The organism is Nocardiopsis sp. MG754419 (assembly GCF_018207095.1).
Classification (GTDB): domain Bacteria; phylum Actinomycetota; class Actinomycetes; order Streptosporangiales; family Streptosporangiaceae; genus Nocardiopsis.
Map to the genome: position 1 here is coordinate 18,276 of NZ_QOCZ01000010.1, position 14,226 is coordinate 32,501.

The 14,226-nt window shown below is 69.0% G+C and carries 16 protein-coding genes; 5 read left to right on the forward strand and 11 right to left on the reverse strand.

Translation table 11 applies throughout. The annotated features are described in order from the left end of the window. Window positions 1-105: 105 nt before the first annotated feature. Window positions 106-330 (reverse strand): tautomerase family protein, encoded by a 225-nt coding sequence (locus DSY14_RS03380; protein ID WP_211714941.1) that lies wholly within the window; start codon window positions 328-330, stop codon window positions 106-108. A 117-nt stretch (window positions 331-447) separates the two neighbouring features. Beyond that, complete coding sequence (locus tag DSY14_RS03385; protein ID WP_211714942.1) at window positions 448-1,569, reverse strand: mandelate racemase/muconate lactonizing enzyme family protein; 1,122 nt, start codon at window positions 1,567-1,569, stop codon at window positions 448-450. 104 nt (window positions 1,570-1,673) lie between these two features. Between DSY14_RS03385 and DSY14_RS03390 the strand changes: the two genes are divergently transcribed. Further along, window positions 1,674-2,378, forward strand: coding sequence for a FadR/GntR family transcriptional regulator (locus tag DSY14_RS03390; protein WP_211714943.1), 705 nt, complete (start codon window positions 1,674-1,676; stop codon window positions 2,376-2,378). Between the two features lie 92 nt (window positions 2,379-2,470). Here the strand turns inward: DSY14_RS03390 and DSY14_RS03395 are convergent, their stop codons facing one another. Beyond that, window positions 2,471-3,376, reverse strand: coding sequence for an NAD(P)-dependent oxidoreductase (locus tag DSY14_RS03395; protein WP_211714944.1), 906 nt, complete (start codon window positions 3,374-3,376; stop codon window positions 2,471-2,473). A gap of 453 nt (window positions 3,377-3,829) precedes the next feature. Further along, window positions 3,830-4,249 (reverse strand): MarR family winged helix-turn-helix transcriptional regulator, encoded by a 420-nt coding sequence (locus DSY14_RS03400; protein WP_211714945.1) that lies wholly within the window; start codon window positions 4,247-4,249, stop codon window positions 3,830-3,832. Window positions 4,250-4,330: 81 nt separating this feature from the next. Here DSY14_RS03400 and DSY14_RS03405 point away from each other — a divergent pair, with 81 nt between their 5' ends. Further along, window positions 4,331-5,155, forward strand: a complete 825-nt coding sequence (locus DSY14_RS03405) for an SDR family oxidoreductase (protein ID WP_211714946.1) — start codon at window positions 4,331-4,333, stop codon at window positions 5,153-5,155. A 27-nt stretch (window positions 5,156-5,182) separates the two neighbouring features. Here the strand turns inward: DSY14_RS03405 and DSY14_RS03410 are convergent, their stop codons facing one another. Beyond that, window positions 5,183-5,527 (reverse strand): hypothetical protein, encoded by a 345-nt coding sequence (locus DSY14_RS03410; RefSeq protein WP_211714947.1) that lies wholly within the window; start codon window positions 5,525-5,527, stop codon window positions 5,183-5,185. Window positions 5,528-6,141: 614 nt separating this feature from the next. Here DSY14_RS03410 and DSY14_RS03415 point away from each other — a divergent pair. Next, on the forward strand, window positions 6,142-7,128 hold the full coding sequence (locus DSY14_RS03415) for a type II CAAX endopeptidase family protein (RefSeq protein WP_307851117.1): 987 nt from the start codon (window positions 6,142-6,144) through the stop codon (window positions 7,126-7,128). 607 nt (window positions 7,129-7,735) lie between these two features. On the opposite strand, the gene DSY14_RS03420 is transcribed toward DSY14_RS03415, so the two are convergent. Next, complete coding sequence (locus tag DSY14_RS03420; RefSeq protein ID WP_211714948.1) at window positions 7,736-8,338, reverse strand: TetR/AcrR family transcriptional regulator; 603 nt, start codon at window positions 8,336-8,338, stop codon at window positions 7,736-7,738. Window positions 8,339-8,461: 123 nt separating this feature from the next. On the opposite strand from DSY14_RS03420, the gene DSY14_RS03425 reads away from it, so the two are divergent. After that, the gene (locus tag DSY14_RS03425; protein ID WP_211714949.1) at window positions 8,462-9,187 is read left to right on the forward strand and encodes an SDR family NAD(P)-dependent oxidoreductase; all 726 of its coding nucleotides are present in this window, start codon (window positions 8,462-8,464) and stop codon (window positions 9,185-9,187) included. A gap of 716 nt (window positions 9,188-9,903) precedes the next feature. On the opposite strand, the gene DSY14_RS03430 is transcribed toward DSY14_RS03425, so the two are convergent. Then, window positions 9,904-10,299, reverse strand: coding sequence for a nuclear transport factor 2 family protein (locus DSY14_RS03430; protein WP_211714950.1), 396 nt, complete (start codon window positions 10,297-10,299; stop codon window positions 9,904-9,906). Next, complete coding sequence (locus DSY14_RS29555; RefSeq protein ID WP_374223976.1) at window positions 10,296-10,811, reverse strand: hypothetical protein; 516 nt, start codon at window positions 10,809-10,811, stop codon at window positions 10,296-10,298. The genes DSY14_RS03430 and DSY14_RS29555 overlap by 4 nt, the downstream gene beginning before the upstream one ends. A 693-nt stretch (window positions 10,812-11,504) precedes the next feature. Here DSY14_RS29555 and DSY14_RS03435 point away from each other — a divergent pair. Further along, window positions 11,505-12,407, forward strand: a complete 903-nt coding sequence (locus DSY14_RS03435; protein WP_211714951.1) for a MerR family transcriptional regulator — start codon at window positions 11,505-11,507, stop codon at window positions 12,405-12,407. 312 nt (window positions 12,408-12,719) lie between these two features. Here DSY14_RS03435 and DSY14_RS03440 read toward each other — a convergent pair whose 3' ends face one another. The 3 genes from DSY14_RS03440 to DSY14_RS03450 all read right to left on the reverse strand — a co-directional run bounded on the left by DSY14_RS03440 (window position 12,720) and on the right by DSY14_RS03450 (window position 14,225). Continuing rightward, window positions 12,720-13,256: a hypothetical protein gene (locus tag DSY14_RS03440; protein WP_249187266.1), complete on the reverse strand. Its 537-nt coding sequence runs from the start codon at window positions 13,254-13,256 to the stop codon at window positions 12,720-12,722. A gap of 340 nt (window positions 13,257-13,596) precedes the next feature. Then, window positions 13,597-13,932, reverse strand: a complete 336-nt coding sequence (locus DSY14_RS29560; protein ID WP_374223977.1) for an aldehyde dehydrogenase family protein — start codon at window positions 13,930-13,932, stop codon at window positions 13,597-13,599. Continuing rightward, window positions 13,929-14,225, reverse strand: a complete 297-nt coding sequence (locus DSY14_RS03450) for a hypothetical protein (RefSeq protein WP_211714953.1) — start codon at window positions 14,223-14,225, stop codon at window positions 13,929-13,931. The genes DSY14_RS29560 and DSY14_RS03450 overlap by 4 nt, the downstream gene beginning before the upstream one ends. Between the last annotated feature and the right edge of the window lies 1 nt (window position 14,226).

Consider the following 14,226-nt stretch of genomic DNA (forward strand, 5'->3'; position numbering starts at 1 on the left):
TACTAGTACGAAAGTACCAGTACATCTGTACAGATTCAGGGCGAGAGAGAGGGTCGCCTCGATCACACGCCGCGGGCCGCCGTCGATCCGGTGGCCCTCAACGACTCACGGCCCGGCCGCGTCCCCGTCGTCGTCGGGGGGAGCGTCGCGTTCCGAGGCCAGGACGCCGGCGACGGACCAGTGCGTGTCGGGTACCTCGCGTACGAAGACCCGGATGCCGTCGACGGGGGCGCCGATCGACCGGTGGGTCGCCTCGGTCACCTCCCGTACGAGGGCGCGGAGTCGCGCGGGGCTGCGTCCGGGACCGAGCGTGATGTCGATGACGGGCACGGCGTCCGCCTCGATGGTCGACCGGTGGGTCTCCGGTCGCCATGGTCGGGGACCGGTGCTCCCGCCTGCGCCGGGGCTCGGAGCGCCGTCGTCGTCGGCGACGACGGTGGATCGTGATCAGTGGCGGCGCGCGTCCAGCGCCGTCAAGGCCTCCTCGTCGATCTCCACGCCCAGGCCCGGCCCGCGAGGGACCTCCAGGGTGCTGTCGACCGGGGCGATGACCGGAGCGGTGATCTGCCGCGCGTACTTCAGGGGTCCCATGAGATAGGCCGGCCCGGAGGTCGCGCCGACACAGGCGGCCAGGTGCAGCCCTGCGGCGTTGGCGATGCCCAGTTCGACCACACCGCCGACCAGGACCCCCAGACCGTGGGCGCGCGCGACGTCGGCCGTGCGGAGCGCCGCGGAGACACCACCGAGCTTGGACAGGCCGACGTTGACCACGGAGGCCGCCTCCGCGTGCGCGACCCGCACAACGTCCTGCGGGCGGCGGACCGACTCGTCGGCGACGACGTCGATCCCGTTCCCGTCGGTGAGGATTCGCGTGGCGCGGGCGTTGCCGGGAAGGTCGGTCGGGGCGACCGGCTGCTCGACGAGCCGCACTCCGGCGCGGCGCAGTCGATCCGCGGCCCGCGCCACGTCCGTGACCGACCAGAGGCCGTTGACGTCGAGCAGGAAGGGGTGGGCCTCGCCGACCTCCTCGCGCGCGGCCTCGATGCCGCGCAGGTCCCCCTCCAGGGAGCCCCGGCCCGCGTAGAGCTTGAGCCAGCGGAACCGCTCCGCGGCCGTGGCCGCGGTCCGCGCGACGGTGGCGGGGTCGGCGTCCCAACCGACGGAACCGTGCACCTCCACCGTGTCGGTCGCGTACCCCCCGAGGTGGCGGGAGAGCGGAACCCCGGCGGACTTCGCCGCGATGTCGAGCAGGGCGGTGTCGACCGCCGCCATGGTGAAGTCGATGGCGTGACTGGTGGACAGGATGCGGCCGGCCCATTCGGACCGGTGCAGGGGGTCGGCGCCCAGGAGCACCGGGGCGACGCGTTCGTCGACGATCTCCACGATCGACCGCTGCGTCTCCGCGGTCAACTGGGGGACCGGGCAGGCCTCGCCCCAACCGACGAGGCCCTCGTCGGTGGTCAGGCGCACCACGACGTTCGAGGAGACGGTGCGTGTGATGTGCGCGAAGCGAAAGGGTGCCGACAGTTCGGCGCGCAGCGGAATCGCCTCGACGCTCACGATGTTCACAGGTCGTCCTCGCAGCTAGAGTAGGGACGCTCAGGCTAGCATTGGGTCACCCAATTTTCCAGGTGTGCCGACGACCTCCGACGTCGCTAGGAACGGTTCCGTACATGTCTGTATCCGACCCGGACGGCGGGACGACCCCGCCCGCGGACGCGCCCCGTCTGCGGGACCGCGTCGTCGCCAGCCTCCTGGAACTCATCCGTGAGCTGGAACTGACCCCGGGCCGGGCGCTGCCCACCGAACGCGAGCTGGCCGCACGCCTGAGCGTCAGCCGCAACGTGGTCCGCCAGGCCTTCGACATCCTCGAGGAACGGGGCATCGTCCGCTCGCGCAGGGGTTCGGGCCGGTTCCTGCGCACCGTCGAGGACGTCGCCGCGCCGGTCGATCCGCGCACGCTGGAGGCGGCCTCCATCGCCGACATCCTCGAAGCCCGGTTCGTGATCGAGGAACAGTGCGTGGTGATGGCCTGCCAACGGCGCACCACGTCGGAGGTCCGCGAACTCGCCCGCCTGGGCGCGCGGTTGCGGACCTGGGACGACAACGTCGAGTTCCACGTCGCCCTGGCCGCCGCCACGCACAACTTCATGCTCGAACGGTTGGTCCGGCAGCAACTGGACCTGGGGGCGCAGCTCCACCAGCGGGACAGGTACGACGATCCGGCGCAATTGGCGCACATGCGGTCCGAGCACGAGGCGATCGTGCGGGCGGTCGAGGACCGGGACGAGGAGCGGGCGCGGGCGCTGATGCGGTCCCACCTGCGCAGCACGCGCCGATCCGTGGCGGGGTCCGGTCGACCCTCGGGCGCCGAGTAGGGGTCCCTGGCCGGGACCGGGCCGGTCTGCGGAGGATCGGCCCGGCGGTGCCGAGGGTGGACACCGACGGGGTCGTCAGTGGCGTGGCGACCTCATCGGGTGTGCTCGTCGCTGAAGGACAGGCCGCTGGTCTCCTCCAACTGACGCACGGCCAGCAACTGCCCGCCGTCGCCGTAGGTGCGCAGGGCGCGGTGGTGCATCTGCTCGACGAGGGCGGACACCTCCAGCGGGACACCGACCTCACGCCCGAGGTCGACCGCCAGGCGCAGGTCCTTCAACGCCAGGGCCAAACGGAAGTACTCCTTGTAGTCCCCGACGAAGACGTTGTTCGGTGCGTCGTTCTCCAGGAACGCGCTGGAGGCGCCGCTGCCGGTCAGCGCGCGGTGGAGGGTCCTCAGATCCACGCCGGCCTTGGTGCCCAGCGCCAGGACCTCCGCGCCGGCGATGGCGTGGAGGAAGAAGCCGAGGTTGATGCAGAGCTTGACCGTGTAGCCCGCTCCCTGGGGGCCCACATGACTGATCTTCTCGGGGTCGCCGAGGGCGCTGAGCACGGGAAGGGCGCGTGCGTAGTCCTGGCGCTCGCCCCCGACGAAGATCTGCAGGGTGCCGGACTCCGCCCCGGGGACACCCCCGGTGACCGGGGCGTCGAGGCTGCTCCAGCCGCGGTCGGACCGGGCGTTCTTGACGCGTTCCATGGTCTCGGCGCTGCTGCTGCTCATGTCGATCCACAGCGCACCGGGGCCCAGGGAACACGCCGCCCCCTCCTCACCGAGCAGGGCCGACTCGACCTCGTCCGGACCGGGCAGCATCGTCACCAGGATGTCGGCGGCCCGGGCCGCCTCCGCCGCCGACCGTGCGGCGTGGATGGTGTCGGAGCCGGAGGTCAGGGCGGTGACCGCCGCGGGGCGCGTGTCGTAGACGGTCACGGGATACGTGGTGGCGATGTTGCGCGCCATCCCCGCGCCCATCCTGCCGAGGCCGATGAAGCCGACATGCATCGCGGAAGCTCGTTTCTGTCGTGGGCGGCCGACCCTCGCGCCCGTCGGGGGAGACCTGCGCGGATCAGGATTGGGTCATCCAATCTGACGATACGGGGGAGCGGACCCGAAGGCAAGAGGTGGCACCGGCCCGAGCGACCGGGCCGCTGGTGGGGGAGAATGCCCTGAGGGTTCGGTGCCCCGGAGAGCGATCCTCCGGTGTTCGATCTCAGAGGACCGAGGGAGGAGGATCGGGTCACCCAGGATCGCGGCACGACGTCGGTCGTCCCCGGTCGGTGTCGGGCTCCAGATGTGGGGCCCCACGCCGTGCGCAGCCGGTGGTGGCCCGACCGGGCCGCCCGGACCGGGGGAGGGGCGCGCGCACACCCCGGAAACGGACCCGTCGCCCGCCCGCCGAGGCGGCGTCGTGGTGGGCGGGCGAGGACGTCCGCTCGGGCACCGATGCGGCCGAGGTCAGTCGGAGTCGAGCGCGCGGCCGAGCAGGTCCAAGAGCAGACGGATCTCGCTCTCGCTCAGCACCGCCAGTGGGGTCCCCTCCAGTGCGGTCCCCACCACCTCCGCGCGGATCTCGTGGCCCCGGTCGGTCAGGGCCAGGACGCGCGAGCGTCGATCGTCCGGATCCACGGCGCGTTCCACCAGGCCCCGGTCGACCAGTTGGTTGGTCACGAAGGTCAGGTTGGGGGCGTTGCAGTGCAGACGCTCGGCCACCACCTTCATCGAGGGCGGCGGCTCGTCCGGGTCGATCACCCACAGGGCCTGGAAGGTCGCCGGGGTCAGGTGGTGCTCGGCCAGGACCGGCCCGACCCGGTCGATGGTGCGCATCCAGATGTCGTACGTCGCGGCGACCGCCGCGGTGAGGTGGGGCGCGGTCATGTCCTCGATTCTATCGATCCTTCGAGTGTCGAAATATCGTGCTAGCTTTTTGCTTCGAGACTCGAACCAATGGAGGTCGTCATGAAGCACGGATACCGCGGTGTCACCGCTCTCGTCACCGGTGCGTCGAAAGGCCTGGGGCGTGCGTTCGCGTGGGATCTGGCCCACCGAGGCGCGGAGGTGATCCTGCTCGCCCGGTCTGAGGGCGATCTGCGGGCCCTGGCCGCGGACATCGGGGCGCTCCGAGACGGCCCGGACGCCGAGATCATCGTCGCCGACCTCGCCGCACCGGACGGCCCCGACACGGTCCTGGGGGAACTGCGCGAGCGTGGCCTGACCGTCGATCTGCTCGTCAACAACGCCGGCTCCGGCAGTGTGGGACCGTTCCTGGAACGCCCGCTTGGCCCCCAGTTGCTCTCCGTCGGACTCAACATCAGCGGGCTCCTCGCGCTGACCCACGCCCTCGGCGCCGATCTGGTGGCCCGCGGCACCGGCGGCATCATCAACGTGGCCTCCACCGCGGCCTTCCAACCCGTGCCCTACCAGGCCGGGTACGCCGCGACCAAGGCCTTCGTGCTGTCCTTCACCGAGGCGTTGGCCGAAGAGTTGCGCGGGACCGGTGTCCACGTCATGGCCGCGCACCCCGGCCCGGTCGCGACCGGTTTCTTCGACGGCACCTCGGCCCGGATCCACCCGGTCGCCGACACGCCGGCCGTGGTCGCCGCCCGCACACTCGACGACTACGCGCGACGGCGTCCGGTGTCCTACCCGGGCCGCGTCCTGACCCGGACCGCGAACCGGGCCATGACCTGGCCGGCGCGCCTGCTGCCGCGCACCACGGTCGCCCGGGTGAGCGGCGCCTTCAACCGCACGCAGGGTCTGCACCAGGTCGTCGACGTCGACTAGACCGCGGATGGCACCTGTGCGACCTGGTCAGGGGTCGTCAGCGATCAGCGACCGCTCGACCGGGGCGCCGATCAGCCGGTGGCGCCGGATGATCGCTTCGATCCGTTGCCTCGACCACCCGGGAACCACCGGTTCGGGCTCGTCCGTACGGGGCGGACGCACCTGCCGCGCCACACCTTCGGAACCGACCTCGTCCGCGTCGGGCGGCAGGGTGTCGATCCCGTGGTCGAGGTCGGTGGGTTCGGCCTCGATCATGAGTTCGAGGTCCACCATCACGCGCTCGTCGTAGAACATGGCGGAGATGGACAGCACCGCCCGGTCGGCCTCACTCAGGCGTTCGGCCACCGAGCTGAAATCGGTGGGGACGTCCATGGGCGCGCGGGCGCGCAGGATGGTGGCGAGTTCGGTTCGCGCGCGTTGCCGGCGTTCGATGCTCGCGGCGAGTTCGGTGTCCTGCCGAATCAGTGGACTCAGGGGACCCGGTGTTCGTCGGGCGCGATCGGCGTCGTGTCCGGCCCGGTCTTTCGGGCCCGGAACCAGACGGCCACGGCCGTGCCGATGAAGAGCACGATCCGGGTGATCGGGAAGGCGGTGTCCAGACCACCCGTCCAACGATCGAACCTGACCGAGCCGTCGGCGTCCAGGCCGATCCGCCACGCCGCGGTCTCACCGCAGGCACGGACTCGGAGACGGCGAGCGTCATCACGAAGGCCGATGTCACCGTCGGCAGCGTCCGCCAGGAGTGGGTGCCGTTCGCCGGCGAATCACCCCCGGGGCGACGAGACCCCGTCGCGCTCCTTCACCGTCGATGCGGTGCTCGCACAGGAACCGCCCGCCGTGGGGCGACAGGAGTGCGGTCCCGCCACCGGTGCTGCCCGAGCTCCCGTCGGGCATGACAGATGTCATTCAGGCACCGTGCGCACCACGGAGAGAACACATGAGGAGCGGCACTTCGACCCGCACCGACTCGATCCTAGGTTCGGAGTGTGAACAGCAACAGCCTGAGTTTCAGCCCGCCGTCCCGCCCACAACCGACCGGCCGCTCCACTCCGCGTATCCCGCCCGGAGTGGAGTACCACCGCGTATTCGCCGGTGAGAGGCGCCGTATCGGGCGTGGCGTCTTCGCGATCCTTCTCCTGTTGGTCGGCATGTTCGCCTTCAGCATCGCCATCGGCCGGTCCGTCACCGCCCTCGGCGACCACTTCGGTTACAGCGGTGGTGTCTACTCACCGCTCCAGCACGGGGCGGGGATGTTCTCCCTCGCCCTGCTCATCCCGTGGAGCATGCTCATCCAACGATGGCTCTACGGAATGCAGGGCGCCTCGTTGCACTCCGTGGTCTCGGGCTTCCGGTGGGACCTGTTCGCACGCGCCCTTCTGTTCATCGGCCCGCTCTGGCTGGCGGTGGCGGTGACCCAGAGCCTGTGGATACCCAAGGAACAGACCTTCTGGTCGGTGGCCGACCTGGTCGCCATGCTCGCCCTCACCCTGCTGCTGACCCCCCTGCAGTCGGCCGGAGAGGAATACGGGTTCCGAGGACTGGTCTTTCGGATCGCCGGAGGCTGGGCACGCGGGCCTCGCGCGGCGCTGGTCCTCGGAGTCCTCGTCTCCAGTCTGGCGTTCGTCCTCGCCCACGCCTCGACCGATCCCTGGTACAACGTCTGGTACTTCACGTTCGCCGCCGGCACGGCCCTCATCACCTGGCGCACCGGCGGCCTCGAGACCGCGATCGTTCTTCACGCGCTCAACAACACTCTGCTCTTCCTCTTCGACATCGGGATGCACACCGACTTCAGTACCCTGTTCGACCGTGCGGCGGGCAGCGCTTCGGCAGCACTGATCGTGCCCTGCGTCAGCGCTGTCGCGGTCACCGCGGTGGTGTGGTGGCGCACACGAGAATCGGGGCCGGCCCTGACCCCCTCGGAACCGGGGCCGCCCTTCGCGGAACGGGACTCTCGCTCGCAGGGACGATGATCCGCAGGTCGGCGCACGTGGGTTCGAGATCCCGGTGCGCTGGTCCGCCTTCACGAACGTCTGGGCCCCGGTCGGCATCTCGGGCAGGGACACGTTCGACGTCGAGCGCCTCACGGAGACGCCCCGCGGGGCGCTGGTGACCACGCCGGTGCTCCTTCGCTCCGGCCGTTCCCGTGCTCGGTGTCGTGAAGCCCATGACTGCGCTGATCGGGGTCGTTGGTCGGGCACGTGGAGGCCGCGGATCCTGTTCGAACCGCAGGCGGCCCACCGTGACCACGCCATGTTCGCGCTCGCCGACGAACGTCCGCGCGTCTCGGGGAGGCGCATGACGCTTTCGATCGGGCCTTGGCCACGATCGCGGCCAGAGGCGGGTCGACCGCCGCACGCGTGGAGCGTGGCCACACGAACGGGATGGGGCCGTCATCATCGAGGTCCGCCGTCTCGCCGAGGAGGCCGGCACTGACGTCCGCGGTCGCATCGAAATACCACCGATCAGGCCCACAAGATCGTCGAATTCGAATGTGAGAAGCGAGAGCTGCGCGGGGTCAACGCGATTCTCGAGCCCGCGTCGGCCTCTTTCACGGCGGTGCCACCTCCCGCCAGGTCATCAGAGCCGTTCGGGCGCCGGGTCAGGTAGGGGAGAAGCGCCCTGGGGCCGCAGTCCATCGAAGAGGATGATGAGGTGACGCCGCCATGAGTCTGGAGTTGGTTCCGTCCGGAGCCCGATCGTGTGAACGAGGGCGCAGAGAAGCAGAAGGATGTCGGCCCCGGTGACGTCAGACCGGATCCCACCGGCTTCTTGGGCACGGTCGACCAACGCGCTGGTCCCCGCGTGCAGCTGACTTCGGCACTCGGTCACCGTTGGATCTCCTTCCGTGACCTCCTGCAAGAACGCAAGATCCTGGTGCTGCAACTGTTGTGCCGCCACAGTCAGGAACTCCAACAACGCAGCCGTGGGATCAGCGGATTCCAGCAGTGCGCCCGCAACGGTGCTGAGCGAGACGAAATGACCGCCGACGACCACGGCGACCAGCTCCTCCTTCGTGGCGAAGTGGCGAAAGACGGTCCCCTTTGCCACACCCGCACGGCGAGCGATATCCGCGACCGAGGCATCCATGCCCCGCTTGGCGAACTCCTCCTCTGCGGCAGCGAGGAGCAGTTCTCGGTTGCGCGCCGCGTCTGAGCGCAGCGATCGGGCAGACAGGGCCATACGCAACAGTGTAGCAAGTTGACCAGTCGGTCATCTTGTGATCCACTGTCGACTCAAGGTGACCGGTCGGTCATTTTCTGCCTCACGGGGCAGTCCGCAAGCCCAGATCGGATGAGGAGACCCATGCGGCTACAAGGATCCACAGCCCTGGTCACCGGTACCAATAGCGGGATGGGCCGCCACTTCGCCATCGAACTCCTTCGCCGTGGGGCGAAGGTCTATGCCACGGCTCGCCGCCCCGAGCTCGTCGATATCCCTGGTGCCCAAGTGCTCCATATCGACATCACCGACCAGACATCCATCGAAGCCGCAGCCGAGATCGCCACCGACGTCGACCTGCTGATCAACAACGGTGCCTACATGGGCGTGGGAAGCCTTGTCAGCGGAGACCTCGATGTCGTTCGGCAGCTGATGGAATCTCACTACTTCGGCACTCTGTCCATGATCCGGGCGTTCGCCCCCGTGCTGGCCGGTAATGGTGGCGGTGCCATCCTCAACGTCCTATCGGCGGTGGCTTGGACTACCGTCGAGAGCAACACCGCCCTCGCCGCCGCCAAATCCGCACAGTGGGGACTCACCAACGGAGTGCGGGTGGAGTTGGCCGGCCAAGGGACTCTCGTGGCCGCCTTCGTCCCTGGTCTCGTGGCCAGCGAAACCCTGAAGGAAGCCATGAAGGCCTCCGGCGTCGCTCTCCCTGAGGACCCGATGATCGAACCGGACTACCTCGCTCGACTGGCCCTGGACGGAATCGAGGCGGGAGAGATCGAGATCCTCGACCGCTTCGGCGTCGAGGCGAAGGCAAGCCTCTCCGGCCCTCCGCGCACCTTCGACCTGGCATCGCTGACATAGCCAGGGCAGAGAGCTCATCTCGATAACCCTGTGAGGTGGTGACGACGTCCGAACACTCGAAGGCCCATGCGGGATATTCCTGCTGTGCGGTCACGACGAGGCCACGGCGGCGTCCGGCCAAGGCTTCACGGCGACAAGGCCCACCACTCCCGTGAGCCGTGGCGCGGGCCACAGGAGCGCGGCATCGGCGCGCGTATCGCCCGTACCGGGATCGAATCTTCCCAGCGGATGGGGCCGCACCGGTACGACATCAAGCGCTCGATCGCCTGGATGGGCTCCTACCGCAGGCTGGACGTGGGCGGGGAGCGCACGGCCTCCACTTTCCTGATGATGCTCGGCATCGCCAGCAGCCAAGCCGGCCGGCCGCTCCCAGGTATCGAGTCACTCGACGGCTTCGGTCGCGCGGCCTACCGGTCCTGTTGCGTCCGCTCTACCTCGCACAGGTGCGCGGACGTCTTCTCCGCCTCGGCGTCGCGGCTTCATGCGCGGGCGCGTGGAATCGCAGTGGTGGATTCCCACGGAGCGACTGCGTGGTCGTTGCGCAGGTCTTCGGCTGGGGCCCTACCTCGGATACAGGAGAAAGGCCCTGCTCGGCAGGGCCTTTCTCCGTTGTTCGGAACACGCGTGAGGGCGGGAGCCGCGAGGGCGGCGGCCCTTCCCACCGACGGCCGCACCACGGGAAGGAGCCGCCACTCCGTGCTCCGGCCTGCCCGGCCTCACACCATGGGGTTGCCGCCGGCCGTCGACGCGGGCGGGGTGAAGTCCTGGACGACGTCCCAGTGCTCGACGATGCGGCCGTTCTCCAGTCGGAAGATGTCGACGATCACCGTCGGCCCGGGGCCCCAGCCGTGGACGAGGCTGTGCGTGAACACCAGGTCCCCTTGGGCGGCGGTGCGCTGAGGTTCCCAGGAGAACCCCTGGAGGTCGGGCACCGCGGCGCGCAGGGTGTCGAGCCCATCGGGCATGTGGGGGCTGTGCTGTACGTAGGGCTCGGCCCAGTAGCGGTCGAGTGCGGTGAGGTCCTGGTCCACGAAGAGCTCGCGCATCGCGGTGACCACGATCTCGGTGTTGCGCTCGGCCTGATCGCTCTCGGCGATGCTGTGGTCGGTCATGGTCCTGTCTCCCTGATGGTTCCGACGAAGGTGAACAGGAGGCCGTCGACGGTGACGTTGGAGTACGACACCCCGTTGGCGAAGTCCTCCACGTGGGTCACGGTGGCGCCGGAGGCCTCGGTCCACGAGTTCAGGTAGAGGCCCTCGCGGAGCCTCGTGAGGTCCAGCGCGACGGTCTCGGCGTGCCCGTCCGGTGCGAGCCCCCGCCCTCCTCCACGACGAAGCCGCCCTGCGACGGCGAGTCGAAGGTGAACGCCACTTTCAGCGGGCCCAGATCGAATCTGTGACCGCGGCCGACCAGCTGCTCGGTCAACAGGGTCCTCCTTCTCTACGCCGGGGATCCGACGGCGTTGTCGGGCGCTCACGTTGTCGGAACACCCCGGTTCGCAGGCGCTGGGACGCTCACCCTGGCCGTGGCGGCTCACCAAGACCCAAGTAGTTGATACATCATCTAAAATAGCGCCAATGGATGACTTGTCAACTATTCTGTGGCAACCCTCCTTGCCGCCCATACGCCCTGGTGCGCCACCCCGGTGGGATGGCACCCCGGGTTCGCTTTCGTGTCATGGCTCGTGGGTGACCTGACGGCCGAGTGCGGGGCCCTTGTGCCGAGGGGACTGCGCTGCTGTGAAGGCCGCGTGCGCGGAGCCTTCACCCGCACGCCGAGTCTGCATCAGGTCGTCGACGTCGACTGGCCGGCGATCGTCCCCCCGGACCGGACGGACGTCGGTGCGGTGCCTGCGGTGAGCGCCCGTCCGTGACCCCTCCGGGCCGGTACACCCCTGGTCGCCCCGCTCATGCCCACCGGCCTTCGCAAAGGCCCTCACCGGTCAGAAGAATGTGAGGGGGAGTGCGACGATGGGCCCCCATCCTCGGCCCGGTGGGTTTGTGAGTTCGGCCCAGGCGTTCGCGAACGGGCCCTGCACCACGATGGCCCCGCGAGGGTCACCACGGTGCCGCTGACCGCCCGGGTGGGCCGCCGTCCACCGCCGCCGGCCGGGGCTGGGCCGGCTGGAGCGAGAGAGGGCCGCCCGCGGTACGTCCGAACGCCCGGTCCACCGGCCGGCGCGGCACCGCGGTCGTGCCGAACGGCGCGGCCAGGAGCCCGAGCGCCGTCATCGAAGGAGCCCCAGCAGGGGGCACGGGTGCGTGTCCGCGCGACCTGGGCTTGACCTTCTGGTTACCGCAAGCCTGACACTGACGGTATGAGTCTGTTCATCAAGGATTTCAGCGAGATCAGTGACCTCTCTCCCCAGACGCTGCGCTTCTACCACTCCGAGGGTCTGCTGGTGCCCGCCACGGTCGACGAGGAGACCGGCTACCGCTACTACGAAGTCGACCAGATCCAGCGGGCCTTGCTGATCATGGAGCTGCGCGAGGCCGGGATGAGTGTCAAGGACGTGCGCCAGGCGCTCGATGCTCCCGACACCGCCGTCGAACTCCTTCGCGTGCACACCGAGACACTGCATCGCAGGCGCACGACCGAGGACGAGGCGATGCGGACCGCCCATGAGCTGCTCACCTCTTGGCCCGAGGTCGAACACACAGAGAGGCCCGAGACCACCGTGCTGTCGGCATTCGCCCCCACGGTCGCGGTGGACCAACGGGCGGGCCGACCGGATCGCTATGACTGGGGCGAGGTCGCTGCAGTCGCCGCGAAGACAGCGGACGAACTGCGCACCCTGGCCGAGGAACACGGTGCGACCGTGGCGGGCACACCTTGGTTCACCGCGGCCTTGGAGACCGACGAACAGAAGAAGAACTCGCTGACCCTGGAGGGGCCGCACTGGTCGGTCAAGCTCCCGATCAGCGCGTCCCCCGGTGTTCTGACAGCCTTGAACAAGAGGGTCGACGTCCAGACCATCGTTGCCCGGAAGGAACTGTCGGTGTTCGTGTCCGGCAGGCACTCGGCCGCCAAGTACATGGCCACCGCGCTGCAACTGGTCGACCGGGCTCCGGAGGGCTATTTCGCTTCCTCTGCCGAATCCCGTCACCTCCTCCACGGAGACGGCATCGAAACAGCCGTTCCCCTGCGCCTGCTCGACGAGGTGGAGATCGACGACGAAGAGGAAGAAGGGGACGAGAGCCGAGCTTTCCCCCGGAGGTGAGAGGAGGAAGACCACAGGGTGCAGCAGGGGACTGTGCCCCGGCTTTGCGCGCCGGAAAACCCCGTTCTCCCGAATCCGCTCGGTGATCGCATGGGCTGCGCCAGTTGGCGGAGCGAGGCCGGACGCGCGGTCGCGGCCATGCGCGTCGAGATCGGCGAACATGTCCGGCAGGAGACCATGGGTGTGGTGACGACGGCGCTTTCAGGGCGCGATTCGTTGGACATGTCCACCCCCGTCCGGCGTTCAGATCCTGTGGAGGTGGACGTGCCCCGGCCGGTGTTCCAGCACCGCCGGGGCCGCTTTCCTGTGGGGCTACTCCTGGAGGGTCCATTCGCAGCCGCCGGACAGCTCGAGAGCTGCGTCGCCCTCGGACACCTCTACGGTGCCGGGTCCCTCGATGTTGTTGTTGGTGATGATGTCGTCGAGCTCCCCGCTCAAGCCGGACAGGCGGGCGTAGTAGCACATCGGCATGATGCTGTCGGGGTCCGGGCCGTCGGTGGTGTAGACGCCGGGCGAAATGTCCGAGCCCACCTGGTGGACACCGTTACCGATGGTGGAGGAGCTCTCCTCCTCGGCCGGCTCTTCGGCGGCAGCCTCCTCCACGGGCTCGTCCTCGGTCTCCTCGACCGCGGCCTCGTCGGTGTCAGGGGTGCTGGTGGCTGCGGGCGGAGCAGCGGTGGTGTCGCCACTGAGCGCGGCCATGCAGCCGCCCATCAGGGCCAAGAGCAGCAGGACGCCAAGGCATCCTCCACAGCCGAAACCGATCTTCTTGCCGGTGGACATGCCCTGTTTCGGGGGCTGGTGCGGCGGGCCGTAGGGAGGCTGCTGGGGGCCGCTGGGGTAGGACATGGGGGTGCTCCGGTCTAGCTTGCAGGGGGCGGCGGAGCGGTAGCCGCGAGGGGTGATGCGTGAGTCTGACGCACGGTAGAGGAATCCGGTTCACCGGGCGCGGCACGTCGTGAGAAGGCGCCGGCCAGACGCAGCGCCGGTTCATGGTCCTTTCCGCTGATGGCGCGCGGGCCCACGGCCGTCCCACGGGTCCGACGGTTCTTCGGTCGGCGGTCCTGTGATGCTTCAGGGTTCAGCCACTCCTGGATCCTGGTGCGGGTGACCTCTGAGTGCCGGTCGGGCCAGGTCGTCGGGAGGATCTCCCCATGGATCCGCCGGTCCTTCGGTGAACCAAGGGGTGTCAGAGGCGCCGAGTTCCAGTCCGGCGCGCCTCGACAAGCGGCCTCCCTGTTTGCTCCAGCGTGAGCATGGCGGCGAGGTCGTCGATGTTCTCTCGGACGACGGCGGCCATGCGGTTCAGGCCGGTGGTGCGTTGGTCCGCCGTGGTCGTGGACCATCCGGGGAAGGCGGCGTCCGCACCGTCGACCGCTCGCGTGACCTCGGAACCTCCCGCTCGGGGTACCGTGCCGATCGCCTGCCCGGTGGGGACGATCCGCTGCCGGAGAAGACGTTCCCGTTGAATCGAGGTGAGATGGTGGGGACCGGGCTCGGATTCAGGTGTGGGCACGTACCTCATCCCTCTCCGGTGGGCGGCTGAAGGTCACGCAGCACTCGAACACATTCACGCGATACGGACGCCACCCTTTCAGGATCGCCCGGAGAGAGTGTCCGTTGCCGATGGACGAATTCGGCCTGCCGGCGCAGAAGAAGATCCACGCGGCCCTGATCAGGTTCAGGGCCCTCCTGTGCCTCCATCAGGAGCCGGCTGTGACGCGAGATCACCTGGGCGAGCAGACCCAGCGCGGACTCGTAAGAAAACGCTCTCTCCTCATCCCATTCGCCCGGGGGGATGGCATCAAGGATGGCCACG

Coding starts and splice junctions, on each gene's coding strand:
- DSY14_RS03410 (WP_211714947.1), bottom strand. CDS start 5,527: ATGGACGTCCCCACCGATTTCAGCTCGGTGGCCGAACGCCTGAGTGAG.
- DSY14_RS03425 (WP_211714949.1), top strand. CDS start 8,462: ATGCGGCTACAAGGATCCACAGCCCTGGTCACCGGTACCAATAGCGGG.
- DSY14_RS03435 (WP_211714951.1), top strand. CDS start 11,505: ATGAGTCTGTTCATCAAGGATTTCAGCGAGATCAGTGACCTCTCTCCC.
- DSY14_RS29555 (WP_374223976.1), bottom strand. CDS start 10,811: ATGGGCGGCAAGGAGGGTTGCCACAGAATAGTTGACAAGTCATCCATT.
- DSY14_RS03390 (WP_211714943.1), top strand. CDS start 1,674: ATGTCTGTATCCGACCCGGACGGCGGGACGACCCCGCCCGCGGACGCG.
- DSY14_RS03405 (WP_211714946.1), top strand. CDS start 4,331: ATGAAGCACGGATACCGCGGTGTCACCGCTCTCGTCACCGGTGCGTCG.
- DSY14_RS03395 (WP_211714944.1), bottom strand. CDS start 3,376: ATGCATGTCGGCTTCATCGGCCTCGGCAGGATGGGCGCGGGGATGGCG.
- DSY14_RS03430 (WP_211714950.1), bottom strand. CDS start 10,299: ATGACCGACCACAGCATCGCCGAGAGCGATCAGGCCGAGCGCAACACC.
- DSY14_RS03400 (WP_211714945.1), bottom strand. CDS start 4,249: ATGACCGCGCCCCACCTCACCGCGGCGGTCGCCGCGACGTACGACATC.
- DSY14_RS03420 (WP_211714948.1), bottom strand. CDS start 8,338: ATGGCCCTGTCTGCCCGATCGCTGCGCTCAGACGCGGCGCGCAACCGA.
- DSY14_RS03440 (WP_249187266.1), bottom strand. CDS start 13,256: ATGTCCTACCCCAGCGGCCCCCAGCAGCCTCCCTACGGCCCGCCGCAC.
- DSY14_RS29560 (WP_374223977.1), bottom strand. CDS start 13,932: ATGAGGTACGTGCCCACACCTGAATCCGAGCCCGGTCCCCACCATCTC.